General features: G+C 32.7%; 15 protein-coding genes and 1 riboswitch. All 15 genes read left to right on the top strand.

Translation table 11 applies throughout. The features are described 5' to 3' along the window. The first annotated feature begins 23 nt into the window (after positions 1-23). The 15 genes from N2712_05955 (at position 24) to fliD (ending at position 23,545) form a co-directional block, all read left to right on the top strand. Positions 24-1,601 (top strand): hypothetical protein, encoded by a 1,578-nt coding sequence (locus N2712_05955; protein ID MCX8029521.1) that lies wholly within the window; start codon positions 24-26, stop codon positions 1,599-1,601. A gap of 83 nt (positions 1,602-1,684) precedes the next feature. Continuing rightward, positions 1,685-3,325, top strand: a complete 1,641-nt coding sequence (locus N2712_05960; protein MCX8029522.1) for an adenylate/guanylate cyclase domain-containing protein — start codon at positions 1,685-1,687, stop codon at positions 3,323-3,325. Further along, positions 3,304-4,647 (top strand): hypothetical protein, encoded by a 1,344-nt coding sequence (locus N2712_05965; protein ID MCX8029523.1) that lies wholly within the window; start codon positions 3,304-3,306, stop codon positions 4,645-4,647. The genes N2712_05960 and N2712_05965 overlap by 22 nt, the downstream gene beginning before the upstream one ends. A 144-nt stretch (positions 4,648-4,791) precedes the next feature. Further along, positions 4,792-6,018, top strand: a complete 1,227-nt coding sequence (locus N2712_05970; GenBank protein ID MCX8029524.1) for a homoserine O-acetyltransferase — start codon at positions 4,792-4,794, stop codon at positions 6,016-6,018. A 1-nt stretch (position 6,019) separates the two neighbouring features. Next, entirely contained in the window at positions 6,020-6,610 is a 591-nt protein-coding gene (gene metW, locus N2712_05975) for a methionine biosynthesis protein MetW (GenBank protein MCX8029525.1), read from the top strand. Between the two features lie 117 nt (positions 6,611-6,727). Beyond that, positions 6,728-7,156, top strand: a complete 429-nt coding sequence (gene rplK, locus N2712_05980; protein ID MCX8029526.1) for a 50S ribosomal protein L11 — start codon at positions 6,728-6,730, stop codon at positions 7,154-7,156. A gap of 7 nt (positions 7,157-7,163) precedes the next feature. Beyond that, positions 7,164-7,874 carry a 50S ribosomal protein L1 gene (rplA, locus tag N2712_05985; protein MCX8029527.1) on the top strand — a complete coding sequence of 237 codons (711 nt, stop codon included), beginning with the start codon at positions 7,164-7,166 and terminating at the stop codon, positions 7,872-7,874. 12 nt (positions 7,875-7,886) lie between these two features. After that, complete coding sequence (gene rplJ / locus N2712_05990) at positions 7,887-8,399, top strand: 50S ribosomal protein L10 (protein MCX8029528.1); 513 nt, start codon at positions 7,887-7,889, stop codon at positions 8,397-8,399. 30 nt (positions 8,400-8,429) lie between these two features. Beyond that, on the top strand, positions 8,430-8,825 hold the full coding sequence (rplL, locus tag N2712_05995; protein ID MCX8029529.1) for a 50S ribosomal protein L7/L12: 396 nt from the start codon (positions 8,430-8,432) through the stop codon (positions 8,823-8,825). 101 nt (positions 8,826-8,926) lie between these two features. Beyond that, positions 8,927-12,469, top strand: coding sequence for a DNA-directed RNA polymerase subunit beta (gene rpoB / locus N2712_06000; GenBank protein ID MCX8029530.1), 3,543 nt, complete (start codon positions 8,927-8,929; stop codon positions 12,467-12,469). Positions 12,470-12,496: 27 nt separating this feature from the next. Then, on the top strand, positions 12,497-16,678 hold the full coding sequence (gene rpoC / locus N2712_06005) for a DNA-directed RNA polymerase subunit beta' (protein MCX8029531.1): 4,182 nt from the start codon (positions 12,497-12,499) through the stop codon (positions 16,676-16,678). Then, positions 16,678-18,264, top strand: a complete 1,587-nt coding sequence (gene yidC / locus N2712_06010) for a membrane protein insertase YidC (protein MCX8029532.1) — start codon at positions 16,678-16,680, stop codon at positions 18,262-18,264. The genes rpoC and yidC overlap by 1 nt, the downstream gene beginning before the upstream one ends. 160 nt (positions 18,265-18,424) lie before the next feature. Continuing rightward, positions 18,425-19,723, top strand: coding sequence for a hypothetical protein (locus tag N2712_06015; protein ID MCX8029533.1), 1,299 nt, complete (start codon positions 18,425-18,427; stop codon positions 19,721-19,723). Positions 19,724-19,847: 124 nt separating this feature from the next. Further along, a riboswitch (TPP riboswitch) is annotated at positions 19,848-19,965 on the top strand. Beyond that, positions 19,955-21,271 (top strand): phosphomethylpyrimidine synthase ThiC, encoded by a 1,317-nt coding sequence (gene thiC / locus N2712_06020; protein ID MCX8029534.1) that lies wholly within the window; start codon positions 19,955-19,957, stop codon positions 21,269-21,271. (Overlaps the previous riboswitch by 11 nt.) A 198-nt stretch (positions 21,272-21,469) precedes the next feature. After that, on the top strand, positions 21,470-23,545 hold the full coding sequence (gene fliD, locus N2712_06025) for a flagellar filament capping protein FliD (protein MCX8029535.1): 2,076 nt from the start codon (positions 21,470-21,472) through the stop codon (positions 23,543-23,545). The last annotated feature ends 59 nt before the right edge of the window (positions 23,546-23,604 follow it).

A 23,604-nucleotide genomic window follows, 5' to 3' on the forward strand; every position in this document is an offset into this window, starting at 1 on the left:
TCTTTGAATTTATTATAGAGATTATGAAAAATAAGAGCATTCTTGAGGTTGTCTTTGAAGAGAAGGTAGTAGTTTATGCTATGTTACCATTTCTTATATCGTTTTCTTTTTTTGGTATTATAACTGAGGTCGTTAAGAAATTAAGTAGTTTTCAATCTCCTTTTTTTTATTGGTATCCTATTTATTTTGTGTTTATAATACCGTTTTCTATATACACTAACTCATCAATGTTTGCTGGTGGTAAATTTATAAGGAGTATATTTGAGACACTTTTTGAGATTTTGCTTCTACTGGTTTTTAACTTTATTTTTCTTAAGGGATTCAGTTTTGAGAGAAACATAGGAATGTTTTTGGATATAAATTTTGGGATTTCTGTTTTGTTTTGGATGATGTTAAGAATTTACAATGGACATATCGTTAGGATATTAAACTTTCCATATGAAGTTTTGACTATTACTGCAAACTCTTTGGCTATGAACTCAAATATTGAGGAAGTATTTGAGGAGAAATTTTTTGAAAAAAAAAGTGTAAAAAATGCTATTAAGTCTCTTTTTGCTACATTAATTATTTCAGTTTTCATTCTTTCAATAAGTCTTATACTATCCAAGAGTAATATTATAACAATTTCTTATGTTGTTGTTTTTGTTCTAGCATCAGCAGTTCTTATTATTAATATTTCAAAGGTATTTTTAGTTGAAGATGCTTTTGTAAAGAAGATCCAGATTAACAATATAGACTTCATGAATTTTATTACGAAATTTTCTTTTGTTTCAATTATAGTGGTTATTATTTCTTCTATAGTGTTATCGTTTAATGTTTACCTTGTTGTTAGTAATATTTCGGCCGTTATTAACAGTTTTGTAAGTAAAAGTTTGAGAGATGTAATTAATAACGAACAACACATAAACGAAGAGGAAATTAGAAAAATACGAGAGAGGCTTATGAGTGAGAGTATAACAAATGAATTGAGTGTCCAGACTAATGTAAGATCAGTGCAGACTGGTAGAAACATAGGTTGGGGGTTATTTCTGTTTCTATTACAAATTTTGTTTTTTGGATTGTCTTTGATTATTGTTATAGGATTTATACTCAAAAAGTTGTTTGGAGTTAAAGATATACCTATATTGAGTTTTTTCGTCAAGGTTTATGAGATTTTTGTATATTTTGTTGGTAAGATATTTGATGGAATTCGTAGACTTTTTTTACTTTTATTTTACAGAAAGAGAAAGTATTATATTCCAGAGCAGCTAGAGGAAGAGTTGCTTAAAGTTATGCAAGTTCAGAGAAATGAGATTTCAGAAGAAAAAGTAGAAGAGATAAAAACCATAGTGAGAATTTTTATAGATATGCTTTCGTATACTTCTTATGTATTACCATATCGCAGGTCTATGGGTGTTGAAGAATACTGTGATAGCCTAAAGAATTTTTTACCAGAATTTTCAAAGCATTTGGAGTTTATCTCTGAAATTGTAAATGAAAGTAGGTACAGTAATCATTTGTTACCCCCTTCTTCTGTTGAAGAGTTCAAGAAAAAAGTAGATGAGATTATATCAAAGATTAGGATTAGAATTAAGGTTGTTGAAGATTTTAGAGGTGCATGAGAATAGTTTAATTTCGCTTTAGTAAAGGTAGGTTTTTTGACAAACATGTACTATTCCTTTCATACTTTTGACAATAAGGTGAAATGTTGAAGAAAGTAGGTAATGTAAGGATAAAATCAATCCCTATTAGGATTGCTATAATACTTTCAATATTTATTTTGTTTTCAAATTTGTCTACGAATTATATAAATTTAACTCTAAACAATATTGAGATAGTAAGTCAGTCAAAAAAAATCTTAGCTAATGATCTTAGAAACATATACAATTATGCGAATAATCAATACGATTTGTACGAATACACTGGCAGTTTTGAGAAAGCATATTCTAATATAGTTTTAAGGAGTATGAATACATTTGAAAAGCAAAAATCTGTTTGTATAGGTATCTCTAATGGTGTGGTGTTGTTTGCTGCTTCAAAGTTTGAGATAACGAATATAAGAGGTATTAGTTTGAGTGGTAATGATGGTACTATAAGTTTTGAGATAAATGGTAATAGGTATTTTGGATTTTACAAATATAGTCCAAAATTTGATGCTTATATAATAAGGGCCGAAGATGAAAGTGAATTTTATGATGAGTCAAGGAGGATATTTCTAAATATATCTCTAATAGTGATAGCTTTAACAGTTATACTTTTCATATTTGGATTAGTTGTTGTGTTTTATGTGCTAAGCTATATAAGCAAGATAACCAATTCAATACTCGATATGCTCAAGAAGCAAGAACTTGGTATTATAGATGTTGGTAAATCTGATAATAATGATATAACATTCTTAGCGGTTGCTTTCAATTCATTATCATATTTGATAAATACCTTGCTTGAGATTTTTAAGAAGTTTGTTAATAGAGATGTAGTAATTAAAGTTTATCAAGAAAAGGAAGTTAGACTTGAAGGACACACAAAAGAGTTATCGATATTGTTTTCAGATATAAGAAATTTCACTTTTATGACAGAAACTTTAGGAAACAACATAATAAACCTTCTTAATCTACACTATAGTAGTACTATTTCAAGAATAGTACACAATAATGGATCTGTTATATCGATAATAGGAGATGCACTATTGGTTGCGTATGGTCTCATAAGTGAAAGAACGAAATCTTACGATGCTATAAAATCTGCGTATGATATCCAGAGAGCAGCGAAAGTAATTAGAGATGATATGGTTAGAATGAGAAATGATATCATATCAACCAAAGGTTATTTAACAGATGAAGAAGATAAGTTGTTTAGAGCTATTATGATAGAAGTTGGAGTAGGTATTGATGGTGGGGAAGTTTTTTATGGTAATGTTGGTTCATACGAGAGGATGACTAATACTGTTATTGGAGATAGTGTTAATTCGTCATCTAGACTTGAAGGTCTTACAAAGTTTTATAAGCTCCCTGTGATTGTCTCAGAGTATGTTAAAAACGATACAGAGAGTATGCCTTACTATAGAGGAGATATAATATTCTTTGAGATAGATACCGTGGTTGTGAAAGGTAAAAAAGAGCCTAGAAGAATATATCTTCCTGTATTCAGGGAAGACTTAACAGAGGATATTGAAAAAAACTTTGAGTTATTTAGCAAAGGCCTTAAATTATACTATGAAGGTAATTGGAAAGAAGCAAATATTCTGTTTAATTCTGTTAAGCTTCCGTTTATTGATGTGTTTATTGATAGAACAAAAGGTAATCCACCTTCTAACTGGAGTGGTGTATGGGAGATGAAAGAAAAATAAGTGATCCTAAAGAAATAGTTAACCGAATGCTCAGTAATAACATAAGATCAAGAGGAGTGGGTGATGCTAGATACAACTTGGAGAAAGAATTTGAAAAGACTAAGAGTAACAAGAGTTATATAATACCTGTGTTAATCATATCTTTTTCAATACTATTTGCTGTTATTTATTTGATTACGGGCAATATCTCAGAATTATCTTATGATATGACGGTAGGACAGAAAGAGCTTAAGGAAATATCTGCAGAGGATATAGTTAATAGGTATTATGATGTACTGTTATCTATTGAGAGTTTGAACAGTGAAGTTTCGAAACTCAAGATATTTAGAGAAATTGAAGTTAAAAGAGAAGTAGCAGTTTTGAGTAATAGTATCTCAATAACTCTTTTTAGAACTGATGTTCCTGAAAATGTGAAAAGTAAATTGATTCAAGATACCGTTTTGGAATTTTATTCAAAAGTTGAAGATATAAGTAACAGATACTCAAATCTGATATACCAGAAGCAAACAAATATACAGTTTTTGAAGAGCTCTTTGAAAGAGCTTAAGTCAAAACTATCTCTTTTACCTCAAGATGTACTTTCTTCATATAAGAGGGTAGTTGGTATAGAAATTGATAAAACTAGGAAGTATTATGAAAATGTTGTAAGGTCTCTCATTTCAAAGTATCAGGATTATTTATCATATCAGGAAAGGTATGTATATGACCTTACTGAGACATTGATATTGAGATATAACCCAGTGATTACAAATCCTAGAATAATAAGTGTTCTCGATGAAGTTGAGTCTAGTAGATATAATCCAAGAATTATTTACAGTTTGCCGCTGATTGATAGTGAGCTTTCTAACTATGCTTTAGATATAGTTAACAAGACTATGAATATGAGGATTCTTTTTGAAGAAATATCAAAAATACCGTTTACTAATTCACTACCTAAATTGTTCGAAAAGCAAGAGGATTTGTTTGATGATTTACTGAATCTTTATCATAGTTTGATAAGGAGGTATCTTGAATACTTTATAAAGGCCAATACCGCTTTACTTCTTAAAGCTAATAGTCTCGAGTATTTCGTAAGGACGCTCGTAAAAAATACCAAGGGCATTGATGGATTGGTTGTAGATAATAGAGATCCTTCAAATATAACCGTTGCGTTAAAAGAAGATTATTCTAACGATTCATACAATTTTTCTCTTTACCGTCAGGGTAGGTTTATAGGTTACGGAACTCTAGTTCTAGTGACTAATAGGTACATCGTAAAAGATTTTACTTTTGTAACAAACGAAAAAATATTGCTTATGGATGGGGTTGTAATAACTAAGTAATTTTGAGATACTGTAAGAATTTTGTAGATTATTCCTAGAAATTTTGTTGATACTTTGGAATTTTTTTAGATTATATATTTAGAGAGTTTTGTATGATAAATTTGAATTAGTTTGGTGTTTATTATTAAATTTAATACTCAAAATATGAAAAAGTATAAGATACTTAAAAAAACCAGATTAGGGCAGATTATTGAAGAAAAAGATGAGGAAAGTACAGTAGGGCTTACTAAGACTGAAATTGTAAAGATTTTTCCTGATGGACTTGAGTTGGAATCTGGTGCTTTATTACCTGGTCCTATTGAGGTTGCGTACGAAACCTATGGTACTCTGAATGAAAACAGAGATAATGTTATATTAGTATGTCATGCTTTATCAGGTTCTGCTCATTCAGCTGGGTATATGAGAGAGATAGAAAATGGTGTTTTGGATGGTAATACTGAAGGATGGTGGGAGGATGTTATAGGACCTAACAAAGGTATAGATACTAAGAAGTATTTTGTTATTTCTTCAAATTTTCTGGGTAGTTGTTATGGTACTACAGGTCCTGCTTCAATAAATCCAAAAACTGGAGAAATATATGGTCTTTCATTTCCTGTTATAACTATTGGTGATATGGTTAAGGTTCAAAGGGAACTGTTGAGATATTTAGGAATAGATAAAGTTGTTTCTGTGGTTGGTGGTTCAATGGGAGGTATGCAAGCTTTAGAGTGGTCTTTGATGTATCCTGAGATCGTTGAAAGTGCTATTGTTATAGCAGCGACTGCTAATTGTTCTGCTCAAAATATAGCATTTGACGCAGTAGGGAGAAATGCTATAATGTCTGATCCTAATTGGGCTCAGGGAGATTATTACAAAAAGAACACTTTTCCTTCAAAAGGCTTAAGTATAGCAAGAATGATAGGTCACATAACTTATCTCAGTGGTGAGTCGATGGATGTAAAGTTTGGTAGAAAATTTATAAACGATAAAACGTACGATGTAGATGAGTTTGATTTTGAAGTTGAAAGTTATCTAGGGTATCAGGGTGAAAAGTTTGTAAAAAGATTTGATGCAAATTCTTATCTTTACATAACCAAGGCTATGGATTACTTTGATCTACCTCAGAAGTATGGTGATGGGGATCTAAAAAAAGCATTTAGAAGAGCAACTTCGAGATATTTGTTTATATCGTTTTCGTCTGATTGGCTTTTTCCACCACAAGAGTCTATTGAGATGGTTTCTGCTCTTATATCTCTAAATAAAGATGTGTCTTACGTAAACATAGAGTCAATACATGGGCATGACTCATTTTTGGTTGATACAGAATTTGAAAGCAAAGTTATAAAAGCTTTTATTGATTCTGTTTATGAGAAGAAAGAGTTAGAGAGATAGTATGAGAAGGGATTTGGAAATAATATCTGAAATAATATCTTCGGGGGCAAGAGTGTTGGATTTGGGGTGCGGAAATGGAGAGTTACTACTGTATCTTAAGAATAAGAAGTCAATATATGGTTTAGGAGTTGAAATTGATGCAGAGGAAGTTAGAGAATGTTTATCTAAGGGGCTTAATGTTATACAGTATGATATAAATAGAGGATTAAATTTTATAGGTGATGATGCTTTTGATTATGTGGTTTTGAGTAAAACAATACAACAGCTTAAATCTCCAGGCAAACTTCTAGAAGAAGTGTTGAGAATATCTAGGAACGCTATTATAAGTTTTCCAAATTTTGGTAACATTAAAGTTAGAACTTATCTACTGTTTAGAGGACAGATGCCAGTTACATCTGAACTACCATATTCTTGGTTTGATACCCCAAATATTCATCTTTTTACTCTCAAAGATTTTGTTAATCTATGTAGGATAAAAGGAGTAAAAATTGAAAAAATAATACCTATAACAAAATTTGGATGTAAAAGTATGATAATTAATTTACTTCCTAATCTTCTTGCTGAAGAAGTGATAGTAGTTGTTAGGAAGTAGATGGTATTTGGATATTTTAGATTTAAAGCAATTTCTTGGAAAATTTTGCAATGAATGTAATTTGACTTTTTGTTGTATAGGATGTTATAATTAACGTCACATTTCTAAGGTGTAGTTATGGCTAAGAAAGAGGTAAAAGCTATTGTAAAACTTCAGATACCTTCTGGTGAAGCAACACCAGCTCCTCCTGTTGGTCCTGCTCTAGGTCAGCATGGTGTCCCTATTATGGATTTTGTTAAAAAATTCAATGAAGCTACTGCTTCTCAAAAGGGTTTAATAGTTCCTGTTGTTATAACTGTTTATACTGATAGAACTTATGAGTTTGTTGTTAAAACCCCACCAACTTCAATTTTGATAAAGAAAGAACTTGGTATAGAAAAAGGGTCCTCTGCTCCTAATGTTCAGAAAGTTGGTAAACTTACTAAGGAACAGATAAGAAAAATTGCTCAGATAAAGTTACCTGATACAAATGCTGATAGTATCGAATCTGTTGAAAAAATGGTTATAGGTACTGCTAGGAATATGGGTATAGAGGTCGAAGTGTAAGGAGGGAATTATGTCTAGGAGTAAGAGATATTCTCAAAATGTTACCTTGGTTGATAAAGAAAAGTTTTATAGTCTTGATGAAGCTCTTGATTTAGTATTTAAGACAGCAAATGCTAAGTTTGATGAAAGTATAGATGTTGCCATAAAGACAGGTCTTAAGCAAGGTCAATCTGTGAGAGGTAGCGTTTCTTTGCCTCATGGAACTGGTAAGCAGGTTAAAGTGTTGGTCTTTGCTAAGGGTGATAAAGCTAAAGAGGCTAAGGAATCTGGAGCTGACTATGTTGGTGCAGAAGATCTTATAGAAAAAATACTAAAAGAGCAATGGGTAGATTATGATGTTGTTATAGCAACTCCAGATATAATGAAAGAAGTTTCCAAGTTAGGGCCTATACTTGGTAGGAAAAAACTTATGCCAAACCCTAAAGTTGGTACTGTAACTTTTGATATTGCTAAAGCGGTTCAAGAGTTTAAGAAAGGTAAACTTGAATTTAGAACTGATAAGACAGGGAATATTCATGTTTCTGTTGGTAAGAAAAGTATGGGTAAAGATAAAATTAAGGATAATATTCTATCTCTAATTAGAGAGGTTAATAGATATAGGCCATCTGATTATAAAGGCGAGTTTATAAAAAATGTAAGTATTTCTTCGACTATGGGGCCTGGAGTTAAGTTAAACAGGACGCAGGTTATACAAGAGGCTAATAAGATATCTGTTTAGTAGGAGGAAGGTATGCCTAGTAAAAGAAATTTAGAGTTGTATGCTGAAATAAAAGATCTTAATTCAAAATATGGTAGTAATCTTATATTCGTTGATTTTACGGGAATGAATGTTGAGAGTATAACTAATTTTAGGAGAGAGATAAAGAAGAGAAGTGGTTATTATAAGGTTGTGAAGAACACAGTAGCTTATAAGTTTTTCAAAAATGATATGGGTATAGATATTCCCCTTGTAGGGGTTAATGGTATTGTGTTTGCTGATGATGTGGCTTTTTTTGACATTCTTAAGTATATCGTTAAGTTAGAAAAAGATAATCCTGTAAAGGTGAAGAGTTCTCTCTTTGAAAAGATGTTTTACAGTAGAGAGCAAACGATAGAGCTTTCTAAGTTGCCATCTAAGAATGAACTAATAGGTTATGTTGTAGGTGCTGTAAGTGGAGGGGTCTCTTCGTTTGTCTATACGTTAAATAACATAGTTCAGAGTTTTGTTTTTGTCCTCAAGGCTATTGAGGATAAAAAGAAATAGATTTTCTTATATTCATTAAGGAGGTATTTTATGGCTAGTAAGTTATCTGTTGAAGATTTGGTTGAAGCTATATCAAACATGACTGTAATGGAACTCGTTGAGCTCAGGAAAGCACTAGAAGATAAATTTGGAGTTAGTGCTGCTATGCCTGTTGTTGCTGCTGGGATTGCACCAGCTGCTCAATCTACTGCCAGCGCAGAACCAGAAGAGAAAACTAACTTTGATATATTTATCAAGGAAGTTGGTGATGCTAAATTACAAGTTATCAAAGTTGTCAAAGATATAACAGGTCTAAGCTTAAAGGATGCTAAAGATATTGTTGAGAGTAATGGACAAAAACCAGTAAAACAAGGTGTACCAAAAGATGAGGCAGAGAAGATAAAGAAAGCAATCGAAGAAGCAGGAGCAGTTGTTGAGCTTAAGTAATGTAAGAGGGCATTATTGTCCTCTGTTTTTTTCTCATATTGTTGATGTGTTTAAATTTGATTTACATTTCTTTTTTAAATATTTCCGTTTAGAGGTGTTTTATGAAGTTTCAGAAAAAGTTTTTTGGTAAAGTAAAATTATCCTACGATGTTCCCTATCTTTTGGAGTTGCAAAAAAAATCTTATGATTTTTTTCTGCAAGCTGATATCCCTCATGAAATGAGACAAAATAAAGGACTAATGAAATTGTTTAAAAGCTTTTTCCCTGTTAAAGTTGGTGATGTAGAGTTTGATGTAGTATCATATCGAATTGATAAACCTCTACATACTCCTGAGGAGTGTATAAAGAAGAATTTAACTTATTCTGCTCCTATAAGAGTTACTTTTAGGATATATAACTATAGGACAAAAGAAGTTATTGAGAAAAAGGATTCATACATAGGTGATATTCCACTCATGACTGATAGGGCAACTTTTATAATAAATGGTGTTGAGAGAGTTATAGTAAGCCAGATAATAAAATCATCAGGAATAATTTTTAGTAATAGGAAGGGGGAATTGTCTTGTAAAATTGTTCCTGAAAGAGGAATGTGGTTAGAGTTTGGTATATCTCTTAAGAAGGAGTTGATGTATTTTAGTATTGATAATAAGAAGAAAATGTTGCTTACATACTTTTTGAGAGCTATTGGAATGAGCACAAAGGATATAATAGGGAACTTTTTTGAGTATGATGAGATAGATTTTTCAAAGAATCCGAACTTAGTTTCAAAATATTTTTATCTTTACGATGATATAAAGGATGAAGATGGTAATATCCTGTTTTTAGCTGGTACTAGAGTTGGTAGAGTTAGTAAAACACAACTACAAGTGAAGGATACTCATACAGTTGACATAGATACATTTTTAAATGTTGTGTCAACTTTGAAGAACAAAAATATTAGAGTTATTTCTGAAGAAAGTATAAAAAATTCGCAACCTCTTTTTAATACTTTGAGGAGAGAACTTGAAACTGTATCAGATTATGGTTTAGAGGATACTTCTAAAGATAATTCTAATGCTACGAGAGAAGAGAGACTTCTTGAGAGAGCAATAACTAAAATATCAGATCAGATTAGGTCTATAAACTACCTTAGTAATGTTACGAAAGATACTGTCATGAGAGAGATTCAGAGACAGCTTTACGATGTTAAAAACTTTGATTTGGGTGAAGTAGGAAGATATAAACTACTTATAAGGTTATATAGGGATGCTTCGGAGGAAAAGAAACAAATTGTTAAAAATTATCTCTCCTTGATTCAGGAAGATATAGTAAGGGCTATAAAGACTTTACTTCACATATTTTCTAGTAATGAAATAGTTGATGATATAGATCATCTTAGTAATAGAAGGATAAAAGCAGTTGGTGAGCTTGTTTATCAACAACTTATTCCTACCTTTGCCAAGCTTCAGAAGATAGTAGAGGATAAGTTGAGTATTGATGATAAGGGTGATTCAGCGGTTCAGGCTATAATAATGTCAAAACCATTTATGGCACCTCTTAACGAGTTTTTTGGTACGAACCAATTGTCCCACTTTATGGATCAAATAAATCCTCTTTCTGAACTTACTAATAAGAGGAGAGTATCTGCTTTAGGTCCAGGTGGTTTTACAAGAGAAAGAGCAGGTTTTGAAGTTAGAGATATACATTACTCTCATTATGGAAGGCTTTGTCCTATTGAGACACCAGAAGGTCAAAATATAGGTCTAATACTATCATTAGCTACTTATGCCAAGGTGAATGAATATGGGTTTATTGAGACGCCATACAGAGTTGTTGAAAATGGCAAGATTACGGAAACAGTGAAATACTTAAATCCAATAGATGAAGAGGATTATTACATATGTAATTCTACTGAACCAATTGATGAGAATGGTTTTCTTGTTAATCAGGAAGTTCAAGTCAGGTACAGAGGAAAGTTTATTAAAGTACCTAGAGAGAAAGTTCAATTTATGGATGTTTCTCCTAAGCAAATATTTAGTGTGTCTACTTCGTTGATACCGTTTTTGGAACATGATGATGCTAATAGAGCTCTTATGGGATCTAATATGCAACGACAAGCTGTACCTCTTATAAAACCTCAAGCACCTATAGTTGGAACTGGTATGGAAGAAGTTGTTGCTAAGCAAGTTGGTTATGGTGTTGTAGCTAATAAGTCAGGTGTTGTTAAGAAAGTTTCGTCGACATACATAATAGTACAGAATGATGATGGTACTGAGACAAGGTACGATCTTATGAAGTTTACTAGTACAAATAATAATACGTGTTACAATCAGAGACCTATTGTTGATAAGGGGCAACGAGTAGAGAAAGGTCAAGTTATAGCAGATGGCCCTGCTATGGACAAAGGAGAGTTATCATTGGGTGCTAATCTATTGATAGCTTACATGCCTTGGTATGGGTATAATTACGAAGATGCTATAACTATAAGCGATAGACTCGTTAAGGAGGATATTTTAACATCTATTCATATATATGATTATGAAGTATCTGTTAGGAGTACTAAATTTGGTGACGAAGAGATAACAAGAGAGATACCTGGTGTCGGAGAAGATAGAGTTTCTCATCTTGATGAAGATGGTATAGTTAGAATAGGATCTTATGTAAAATCAGGAGATATTCTAGTTGGTAAGATTACACCTAAAAGTGAAGAAGTGGATAGTCCTGAGTTTAAACTAATTAAAGTTATATTCGGTGAGAGATCAAGAGAGGTAAAAGATTCATCTTTGAGGGTACCTCACGGTGAAGGAGGTATCGTTATAGGTGTTGACAGATTTTCAAAGAAAAATAAGGATGAGCTTCCAATAGGTGTCAAGGAACTTGTAAAGATTTATATTGCTCAGAAGAGAAAGATAAAGGTTGGTGATAAGTTGTCAGGAAGGCATGGTAATAAAGGAGTTATTGCTAGAATAGCTCCTATGGAAGATATGCCTATGTTACCTGACGGTACTCCAGTTGATATAATACTAAATCCTCTAGGTGTGCCTTCCAGAATGAATTTGGGACAGCTTTTTGAAACTATGTTGGGATGGGCTGGTATAAGGCTTGGTACTCATTATAGAATACCTGTTTTTGAAGGTCCTGATTATGAAGAAGTTAAAGCTGAAATGAGAAGAGCTGGGTTACCGGAAACTTCTAAGGTTAGATTAAGAGATGGTAGAACTGGTGAGTACTTTGAGTCTGAAGTTATGGTAGGTTATCATTATGTTATGAAATTAGTTCATATGGTGGATGATAAAATACACGCAAGATCTATAGGTCCTTATGCCTTAATAACACAACAGCCTTTGGGTGGAAAAGCTCAGTTTGGTGGACAGAGACTTGGTGAAATGGAAGTTTGGGCTTTGGAAGCTTATGGTGCTTCAACTTTACTTCATGAAATGCTTACTGTTAAATCTGATGATATTGAAGGAAGAGTTAAAGCTTATGATGGTATAACAAAAGGTAAATATGTTTCTCAATATAATGTTCCAGAGTCGTTTAAAGTACTTATAAACGAAATGAGAGGATTGTTACTTGATCTCGAGGTTTTTGATAGAGATGGTAATTATGTTTATATCTTCCCTAAAGATAGACATGTTCATGCTACAAAAAGTAAAAGGGGCTAGCTCCCCTATAAATTTTAGGAGGATTTTATGAGTATAAGTCTTTCTAAGAAACCAGGAGAATTTGACATAAGAAATGTAAAGAAAATAAGAGTTACTATATTTTCTCCTGAAATTGTCAGAGCATACTCTTATGGAGAAGTTAAGAAACCAGAGACTATAAATTACAGAACTCTCAAACCAGAAAGAGATGGTCTTTTCTGTGAAAGAATATTTGGACCTACTCAAGATTACAAATGTCATTGTGGTAAATTTTCTTCTAAGAGATATAAAGGAATAGTTTGTGATAGATGTGGAGTTGAAGTTACAGAGTCTAAAGTTAGAAGAGAAAGAATGGGACATATTGAGTTAGTTGCTCCTGTTGTACATATTTGGTTTTATAAAATAACTCCAAGTAGGATAGGTTTAATATTGGGGCTTAACTCCACATCTGAGCTTGTAAATGTAATATATCATGATAGTTATTTAGTTATTGATCCTGGTGATGTACCTGAGTTGAAGAGATTTCAGATAATATCGGATTCGGATTATGAAAAATACTCAGAAAAATATAGAGGACGTTTTGTTGCTGAGACTGGAGCAGAAGCTATAAAACAGGCTTTGGAGATTATTGATCTTGAAGCTGTTGAGAAACAATTGAGAAGAGAAGTTGAAGAGTCTGGAGAGAAAGCAGATCCTAAGATTGTTAAACGACTTGATATTATAACAAGCCTCATAAAGTCAGGTATAAAACCTGAATGGATGGTTATAGAGGCGTTACCTGTTATACCACCAGAACTTAGACCTATGGTACTATTAGATGGTGGAAGGTTTGCTGCTTCAGATTTGAATGAACTCTATAGAAAAATAATAAATAGGAATAACAGATTGAAAAAAATAATAAGCTTAAGTGCCCCTGAGATAATAATAAAAAGCGAAAAGAGATTGTTGCAGGATTCAGTTGATGCTATTATAGATAATAGTAGAAAGAAAAACCCAGTTAAAACACCTTCCAATAAGGTGATGAGATCTTTAGCAGCATTGCTCAAAGGAAAACAAGGGAGATTCAGACAAAATCTCTTGGGTAAGAGAGTTGATTATTCAGGTAGATCTGTTATAGTTGTTGATCCAAAGCTTAAACTATGGCAATGTGGAATACCTAGAAAAATGGCTGTTGAACTTTTTAAGCCGTTTGTTATGAAAGAACTTATTTCTAGAAAATATGCTTTTAACATAAAACAGGCTAAGAATATTGCTGAGACATATAATGATCCTAGAGTACATGAGTGTTTAGAGGCAGTTGTTAGTAAGCATCCTGTGCTTCTTAATAGAGCTCCTACTTTACATAGATTAAGTATAGAAGCTTTTGAGCCCGTACTTGTTGAAGATACAGCTATTCATCTTCATCCTCTTGTGTGTCATCCGTACAATGCTGATTTTGATGGTGACCAGATGGCTGTACATGTGCCGCTTTCACCGGAAGCTCAAGTTGAAGCGTGGGTTCTTATGTTGTCGGCTAGAAACTTGTTAAAGCCAGCAACTGGTGAACCTATAATGTTCCCAACACAAGATATGGTTTTAGGAATGTATTATCTTACTAAATCGCTTAGTAAGGAGCAGGAAAAAAAGAAAATTTTTGGTTCGTTTAGTGAAGTTAGATACCTTTGGGAGATTAATAAAATTTCTACTTACGAAAACATAATTTTTGTCTACAAAGGAGAAAAGATAGAAACCACTGTTGGTAGAGTTATATTCAACTCACTTTTACCAGATAAGCTAAGATTTGTCAATAAGAACCTAACTAACAAAGATTTAAACAATTTGGTTAAGGATTGTTATATGCAATGTGGTAGATGGGAAACTGTTAAGTTACTAGAAAACATGAAAGAAATCGGTTATTACTACGCTACTAAAAGAGCATCGACTATATCTTTAGAAGATATAAAAATTCCGCCACGAAAGCATGAACTTATATCAAAAGCTGAAATGGAAGAGTATAAAGTTAATGAAGATTTTGCTAAGGAACTCATAAATGCTGATGAAAGGTTTAATAAGATAATTAGCATATGGTCTCATGTTGGGGATAAGCTTAAGAAAGAGGTTGAAAGTACCCTTAGAGAAGATCAAGATGGTTTTAATCCTGTTTATGCTATGATGACTTCTGGTGCAAGAGGTAACAGAGAACAGGTTAAACAGCTTGCAGGTATGAGAGGTCTTATGTCTAAACCTTCAGGTGAAATCATAGAGTTGCCTATTAAATCAAACTTCAAGGAAGGATTAGGTCTTTGGGAATACTTTATTTCAGCTCATGGTGGTAGAAAAGGACTTGCTGATACTGCTTTGAAGACTTCTGAAGCTGGTTATTTAACTAGAAAACTTGTTGATATAGCACACTCTGTTGTTATAACTGATGAAGATTGTGGGACTGCTAAAGGTATTGTGGTTTCTGAAGATGAAGAAGGTGGTAGAGAGAGTATGATAGAGAGACTTATAGGGAAAACTTCTCTTTTTGATGTTCATGATCCTCAGACTGGTGAGATAATAGTGAAAGCAAACGAAATAATAGATTTTGATAAAGCTAAAATGATCGATAAATCAGGAATCTCGAGAGTTATGATAAGGCATGTTTTAACTTGTGAATCTGAAAGGGGTATTTGTGCAAAATGTTATGGATGGGATCTTGCACATAACAAACCTGTTAATATAGGAGAGGCTGTTGGTATTATTGCGGCACAATCAATAGGTGAGCCTGGAACTCAGCTTACTATGAGAACTTTCCATACAGGTGGTATAGCATCTGCAATAGTTGAAAAGAGCTGGATTGATTTTAGTGTGCCTGTTTTCGTTAATGATATATCAAATTGTTTTGTTATTAACTCTGATAATGAAAAGGTTACAACGAGAAAAGGTAATATATCCGTCTACAAAATACTATCGAAGATTTCTGATAAGTCTCAATCTTCATACCATGTATACGATGTTAGTGATTTCAAAAATATAAACATCAAAGAAGGTGAGTTTAGGGATTTTGAAGAGGGGGATGTTATTGGTGTTTTTAAAGATGGTTCAGAACTTAAAGCTTGGGAGTACATGAAGGTTGGTATATCGAATGATAAAGTTTTTATATGTGAAGCAGATGAAACTCTTGTGAAGATACCTATTGGTTCTGTTATATTGGTTAATGAGGGGGATATAGTTGAAAGTAATGTACCTATAGTTAGATTTGATCCTTATAACGAGCCTATAATATCGGAAAAAGAAGGTGTGGTTACCATAGAAGAAGATACAACAAAACCTTCATCTCAGAGAGATAAAATTCTAAAGATAATTGATGATTGGGGTAATGTTATCTCTGTGGATTATGTTCCAGCGGATGCTGAAATTAGAGTGAAGACAGGTGATAGAGTTAAAGTTGGAGAGATACTTGCTAAGAGGAGTAGATCAAAGAGAAGGACTTACGATATTGTTTCTGGTTTACCTAGAGTTACGAACTTATTTGAAGCTAGAGGTGTTAAAAATCAAAGTGTACTTGCTAAGATATCAGGTATCGTGAGTATCGAGATAGATAAAGGTAAAGTAGTAGTTGTTGTTGAAGATCAGTTCGGTAATAGGGTTAGACATAAAATACCTTCTGGAAGATATTTGTACGTTAGAAATGGAGACTATGTCAAGGTTGGAGAGGAGTTGTGTGATGGAGAAAAATCTCTACAAGGTATGTTACAGGTTTTAGGTGTTGAAGAGGTGTCCAAATATTTGTTAAACAAGATTCAGAGCATATACAGGGATCAGGGTGTGAAAATTGATGACAAGCATATTGGTGTGGTAATAAGACAAATGGTTAGAAAAGTTAGAATAGTTGAACCAGGAGATACTAGATTTATAATGGGGCAAGTTGTCAGTGCTGGTGAATTTGAAAAAGTTAATAATGAGATAATATCACAAGGTGGAGTACCTGCAAAGGGTAAAATAATCATACTAGGTATATCTAGAGCTGCGCTTACTAGTGAAAGCTTTTTATCAGCAGCATCATTCCAAGAGACGCATAAGGTTCTGACTGAGGCGGCAATAAAGGGTGCTGAGGATTACCTAGTTGGACTTAAGGAAAACTTAATAGTTGGAAGGCCTGTCCCCGTTGGTACTGGAGCTTCGTACTATGAAAATATTGACTTCAAGAGAAAAGAAGATGAAGATGAAAAGATAATAATTGATTTCTTAGGAGAAGGAGTTGCTTAATGTCAAGAGAGATAAGACTTCTTCTTTTTTTAGTTATATGGTTGGGAATAGTATTTGCTTTTACATTACTATTCCCGCCGCTACCACAACAAAATAAACAAATAAATAAAAACACCAATCAATTGATTTTAAGTAGTGAAACTAGATTAGTTAAATATAAAACTAACCCCTATAGTTATGTTATTAAGATGAGCAACATTACTCTAACTTTAAATGAGAAAGGTGTAGATAGTATATACTTTTCGTATGAAGGAAGAGATTATGAACTTAGTCTATCTAACAAGATATTTCCTCAACTATCGTTACTAGTTGATAGTGTTATTTTATATACAAATCAGGTTATAGATGTCATCGAGTTTAGCAGAGATGGTGTTTCGGAAGTTAACATAAATGGTAATAGATTCTTAATTTCTAGGAAATTTGCTCCTGTTTCAGATAACATCCTAGAGTTAGAAGTGAGAGTGAAGAATCAGCAGAGTAAACCTGTTGTATTTGAAGGAATTTCTCTGGTCTTTAGCGGTCCTCTTGGTCCAGATACTTCGGATGAACACTTTGCTTATATGAATTTGAGAACTGGATATATAGAGAAAGGAACGACTAATTTTATTGATACTCTAACAACATCAATATTTACTGGTACGGAAAGATATAGTATTAAGGGGCATGAGAGTGTTTTAGGAATATGGATGGAAAATAGATATACTGTTGTTGGTGTTGTACCTTTGAATGGTGAGTATAGAGCAGAATTTATTAGTAAGGAAACTAAGTATGGATATAACAAGTTGATGTCTTTGAGACTTACTAGTCGTATTTTGAGTCCTAATGCTGAAGAAAAATATAGATTTAGAATTTTGCTTGGTCCGAGAAAGAATGAGGTTTTGGAGACTTTTGGGATTGGTTTTACTGCTCTTGAAGATGGTGGTATTCTTAAGCCTATATATGATTTTCTTAAGTTTCTGATTAAGCTATTCTATAATCTAACTGGCAGCTGGGGAGCTGCTGTAATACTTATATCAATAGCCATTAAAATACTTCTAGAGCCTTTGAGCATAAAGTCTGCTGTGTCGATGAAAAGATTACAACTTATAGCACCTAAGATAAAGGAAATACAAGAAAAATATAAAGATGATCCTAGAAAAATGAATGCTGAGATAGCAGAGCTTTATAGAATATATGGTGCTAATCCAGCATCTGGTTGTTTGCCCCTTTTGTTGCAGATACCTATATTTATAGCACTTTATAATGTCCTATCTGGATTTATTGAACTAAAGGGGCAAAGTCTTCTTTGGATAAAAGATCTTACTAAACCAGATACTGTCCTTTACATAAAGGAACTTGAAGGATTTTTTATTCTACCTGCTTCAATAAATCTTCTACCTATAATAATGACTGCTATTTCATTGTTCCAAACTTATATTACATCATCAAAAGCTCAAACTCAGCAAACAGCAGTTATGTGGATAATACCAATAGTTTTTATGTTTATATTCTGGAATTTGCCTTCAGCACTTGTTTTATATTGGACTATACAAACAGCTCTTAGCGTTGTAGAACAGTACTTGATAAATAGGATTGTTAAGTACTAACTATATATTTTGTCTTTCTAGAGAATAAATTCTTACGAGAGCATCGATTATTAGATGCAGGTTGTGTTAATGTATGTTTACATGCTTTTGTGATTTCATGTAGTTTAAGGTATGTTTATTTTTTTAACGAAAATTTACTATAATATTTATGGAGATGCGGATGAGGGAGATTATTGTTTTGATTGCTGCTATTGTGTTTCTATTTTCTTGTAGTGTGACACCGAATGTGAATAATGAAAATGTAAAGTTTAGCATTTATGTTTCAAAAACAGGTGATGATAGTAATAGTGGTAATTCTAATAAACCTTATTTTTCTATACATAAGGCTCTTGAGAAAGCCTATGATATTTTGTCTAAAACTAATGGATCTGTTGAGATACTAATAGAAGATGGTGTTTACATTGTTGGAGATGGTTTAGGTAGTTTAGGTACTATTTTTATAACAAACTATAAGATATCTCTTATTGGTGGATGGAATTCTGATTTTTCCAGTGTGATAGGTATTTCTTTTATTGATCTTACTAATACAACTAAGCAAGCTCTTGTAATAAGAAATGTAAATGGAGCTGTTTTTAAGAACTTAGGCATTATTAATGGAAAAGCATATTCTTCTTTTGGAGGTGGTGTCTCAGTAAAAGATTCATTAAATGTTATGTTTACAAATGTAATAGTGAGTAATAATACATCTGCTTTGGGTGGTGGTATTTTTCTTGAAAATGTTAAGAATAGCCGATTTTTCATAGATGTTGTGTATAACACTTCATTTAGTATAGGTGGTGGTGTTTTATTAACTAATTCTCATAATAACGAGTTCAATTTTCTTGTATTTGCTAACTTTTCGGGTTCTTTAGGTGGTGGTGTTTTGTTGTATAACTCTTCGAATAATAGGCTAGAAGGTATAATAACTAATAATGTATCGGTATTTGGAGCTGGTTTAGCTTTAGTTGGTTCTAGGACTTCAGATAATAATATAAAGGGATTTATATCTAGAAATAATGCCTCATCGGGTGGTGGTGGAATATATATTTCTAATACAGGTGGTAACAATATCTCTGCTGCAATAATTAGAAATTCTTCTCCTTTAGGTGGTGGAATATATGTAACACAAATTCAAGGACTTGTCGTTATATCAGAAAGTCTGATAACAGAGACGTATTCAGTAGGTCCTAAGAGAAGTGTCATATATATATCTAATTCAACTTCTAATTTGCCATTGATTTTGGATAAGTGTCAAATTGGGGGGGTTACTTCTGGGATTCCTATTTATGGAATATATGAAGATGGTGTTGATATATCGGGGCATACTATAATAAGAAGTATTTTCTATACAAATACATTACAAGACATATATGTTGATCCCGATGGGAATATACCTATTAGCGGTATATCTACATTGAATATTACTCTATCTAGTAGTCATGACGCTTTTACTTTAGACAATATAGTCTCAAATTACTAGACAAAGTCAAAAAATGTTTGAATGACTAAATTAGTCTTTTGGAGCTTAAAATTTAGCAGAATTATTGTTTTTATTGATGTTGAAATGTGTTTGGACTTATGATTAAAATACTACTAGAATACTGGACTATTCACAGGGGAGGTAGGGGCTAACCTATCTGAGAACCTTGCTGTAATGCTGCAAGGGACCCTTTGAACCTGATCCAGGTAATACTGGCGTAGGGAGGTTTTTATGACACAAATGAATTTTGCTAGGAGTAATGTTATTACTGAAGCAATGAAAATTGCTGCTCAGAAAGAGAATGTTTCTCCTGAGATTGTAAGAAGTGAAGTTGCTAGAGGAAGAGCAGTTATTCCGGCTAATGTTGTACATTTGAACTTAGGTTTAAGTCCGATTGTTATTGGTAAGCGATTCAGAACAAAGATTAACGCAAACATAGGTTCCTCAGCAGTTATACCGAGTATTGATGAAGAGATTAGGAAACTAGATTATGTACTTAAGTATGGAGCAGATACTGTGATGGATTTATCAACAGGTGGTAATTTAGATGAGATTCGTGTTGCTCTGATAAAGAGATCTTTAATACCTTTGGGTACTGTTCCTATATATCAAGCTCTTGCAGAGAGAAAGCTAGTTGAGGATATAACGGAGGATGATATAATATCTGTTATTGAACTTCAAGCCCAGCAAGGTGTTGATTATATGACATTACATGCTGGAATACTCAAAGAATTCTTACCGCTTACTAAAAATAGGGTAACAGGTATTGTTAGTAGAGGTGGTTCTATAATTGCGCAATGGATGACCATAAAGAATAAACAGAATCCCATATATGAAAACTTTGATAAGATATTAGATATATGTGAGAAATATGATGTTACCATTAGTCTAGGAGATGCTCTAAGGCCTGGTTGTATAGAGGATGCTACAGATGAAGCTCAGTTAGCTGAACTTAAGGTGCTCGGAGATCTTACAAGGAAAGCTTGGTCTAGGGGAGTTCAGGTTATGGTTGAGGGACCTGGACATGTGCCGCTTCATCAAGTTGAGTTTAACATTAAGATACAGCAAGAATGGTGTGATGAAGCTCCTTTTTATGTTTTGGGACCTCTTGTTACTGATGTTGCTCCAGGCTATGATCATATAGCGTCTGCGATAGGTGCTGCATTAGCAGGATGGTATGGAGCTTCACTTTTGTGTTATATAACTCCAAAAGAACATCTTGGTTTACCAAATCTTGAAGATGTCAAACAGGGAATAATAGCATATAGAATTGCTGCTCACGCTGCCGATATAGCGAAAGGTATTCCTAAAGCAAAAGAATGGGATTTGGAGCTTTCTAAAGCAAGATTTAGATTTGATTGGATTAAGCAGTTTGAGTTGGCTATAGATCCAGAAACTGCTAGAAAATACCATGATGAATCTTTGCCAGATGATCCTTATAAGAGAGCTAAATTTTGCTCAATGTGTGGACCTGGTTTTTGCTCTATGCGTATAACACAGGATATGTTGGAAGAAATGGAGAAACAAACCAAAGAAACTATTTCTTAATGAAAATGTTTTGAAGATAGGTTTTTTGTTATTTCTAAATATTTTGATCCCTTATAATATTTTAAGGTAATGTATTCAAGCTTTTAATATGTTTTAATGTGATGAAGTTTTATTGTCAAGTTGTAGATTGTCAGTAATATGGTTTATTTCTTAGAATTAATGAAGAAAAAATGTTGAATTATTCCGAACTATATTAATATGGTTTTTTACTTTTTTAGCAGAAGTGCTTATTATAATAGTATGGCTAAGAGTTTTCTTACTTTTTTCTTGATAGTATTCTTTATTTTTATTACACCTTTAGTGTGTTTTTCTCAGTCTACCAAGAAGAAGGTAGGTGTTAGTGAGTTTTTTGGTACAGGAATGAATACAGATGAAATGATTGATAAACTTGTTGAAGTTGAAAGTCAGAAAGGTGAAAAATATCAGCAAGAAATCAGTAATCAGACAATCAGGAAAGCAATATTAAACTTTGTAGAGTACAATCTTAGAGAACTGAGAGATACTGCTAAATCTATTTATGATTACAGATCCCCTTTTCAGAGCAGAATAGGATTGTCAAGTGATGAAAGTATTGTGCAAATTTTACCAAACAGGGGTGCTGATATAGGGGAAAATGAAATACGTGTTGAAAAAATAGCAAAGTCTGATGTTTTTGTTTCGGATATTTTGCCAATAGGAACTGAACTAAGGCCGTTTAAGATTACTATTTCTGTCTTTGATAAACAAGTGAATGTTGAATTTCAGGGTGGGAAGCTTCAAGACCTTGCAAAAGTTATAAATGAAAAAGCTAAAGATATAGTTTCTGCTTTTGTGATAAAAGTTGATAATGATAATGAAGTTTTGAGGATAGAAGGTAAGAAAACGGGTAAAAATGGAAAAGTATTTATAACTGGAGAACTATCAGAACTAGTTAGAATTGGACTTCTGACGAGAGAAAAAGCAATAACCCAAGAAGTAAAAGAACTTGATATACTTAGGCTTTTTACAACATCTCCTTCTCTCACTTTAAAGGATAGGGAAGAGTTTTCGAGAGATATGAAGTATAGTGTATCAAAAGATACAATTCTTGAAATTTCTAATTCGTTTGTTTTTCAACCCATACCAAAACCTAAAGAAGTTGATATTAGACTTATGGAAAGTGTAAAAGTTAGTAATGTTGAAGTTAAAGGTGGTACTCCTATAACTACTTTCGATATATTCAAAGAGTATATTACAAACGATAATTTGTTTGTAATTCTACACTTTTCTGATGGTACGAAGTTGGATTTGAGATTTGATAGTTATGTTTCTTCTATTAATCTATCTGTTTATCAAGGTAAAGAAGTAGAAAAAGTAACATTGAGAAATGGTAATGACTTTGCTAGAGTAAACTTCTATAGACTTTTGCTTAGGGACAAGCTTGAGGATAAGAAGATACTTTCCGAGTATGAGCCAAAAAACTATATAACTAGAGCAGAAAATGCAGTTTTGTATTTAGATGGTGTTAGGATTGAAAGAGAAGATAATGATATTAAGGATGTGATAAATGGTATCATAAGGATTAATGGTGAAGATAAGAATAGGGTAGTAAAAACTAAAGTTGATTATGATTACAAGATTATAACAAACACCATTTCAAATCTTATAGAGAAGTATAATAATATTATGATGTATTTGAGTAAAATAACAAAACCGATAGTTGATAGGAGACAACTTTATGAAAAACCTGATGAAGAGAAAGAAGAAGGAGCATTTGCTACTGATATGGAAATGAATAGGCTCAAGGATAGACTTAGGATGTTTGCTATGCAACCCTACCAGACGAGAAATACAAATATTAAACTGCTTTACCATATAGGTATTTATACAAAAGATATATCTACAAAGCTAGATTTTGGTTCGGATCTCTGGGAGTATGTAAGAAAGGGGATACTTACATTTGATGTTGAAAAGTTTAATATGAAAATTGCAGAAGATATTATGGCTGTTAATGATGTGTTCGGTTATGATACTAATGGGGATAAGATAGTTGATGCTGGGTTTGCTTACAACCTTGTTGCTATGTCTGATGAGTATACTAAGGTGGGAGGTATTTTGGCTAATAAGAAAAAACAAATTGATAATGTTATAAAGTCCAACAGAGAAATGTATGCTAAGTTTCAAGACAAACTTGAAGATTATAGAGTATCTCTTGAAAAGAAGTTTGGTAAACTTCAGCAGGTTCTTAGGGAAAGTAAGTCAAAGCAAGATTGGTTTAACAATCAGGTTAAAGCTATGGAAGGTGACAGAAAATAGGCTAATTTGGAGTAATTCTTGTTTATTATTATTTGAGGGTATTTGTTGTTTTACATTTT

The organism is Brevinematales bacterium, assembly GCA_026415355.1.
Classification (GTDB): domain Bacteria; phylum Spirochaetota; class Brevinematia; order DTOW01; family DTOW01; genus SKYB106.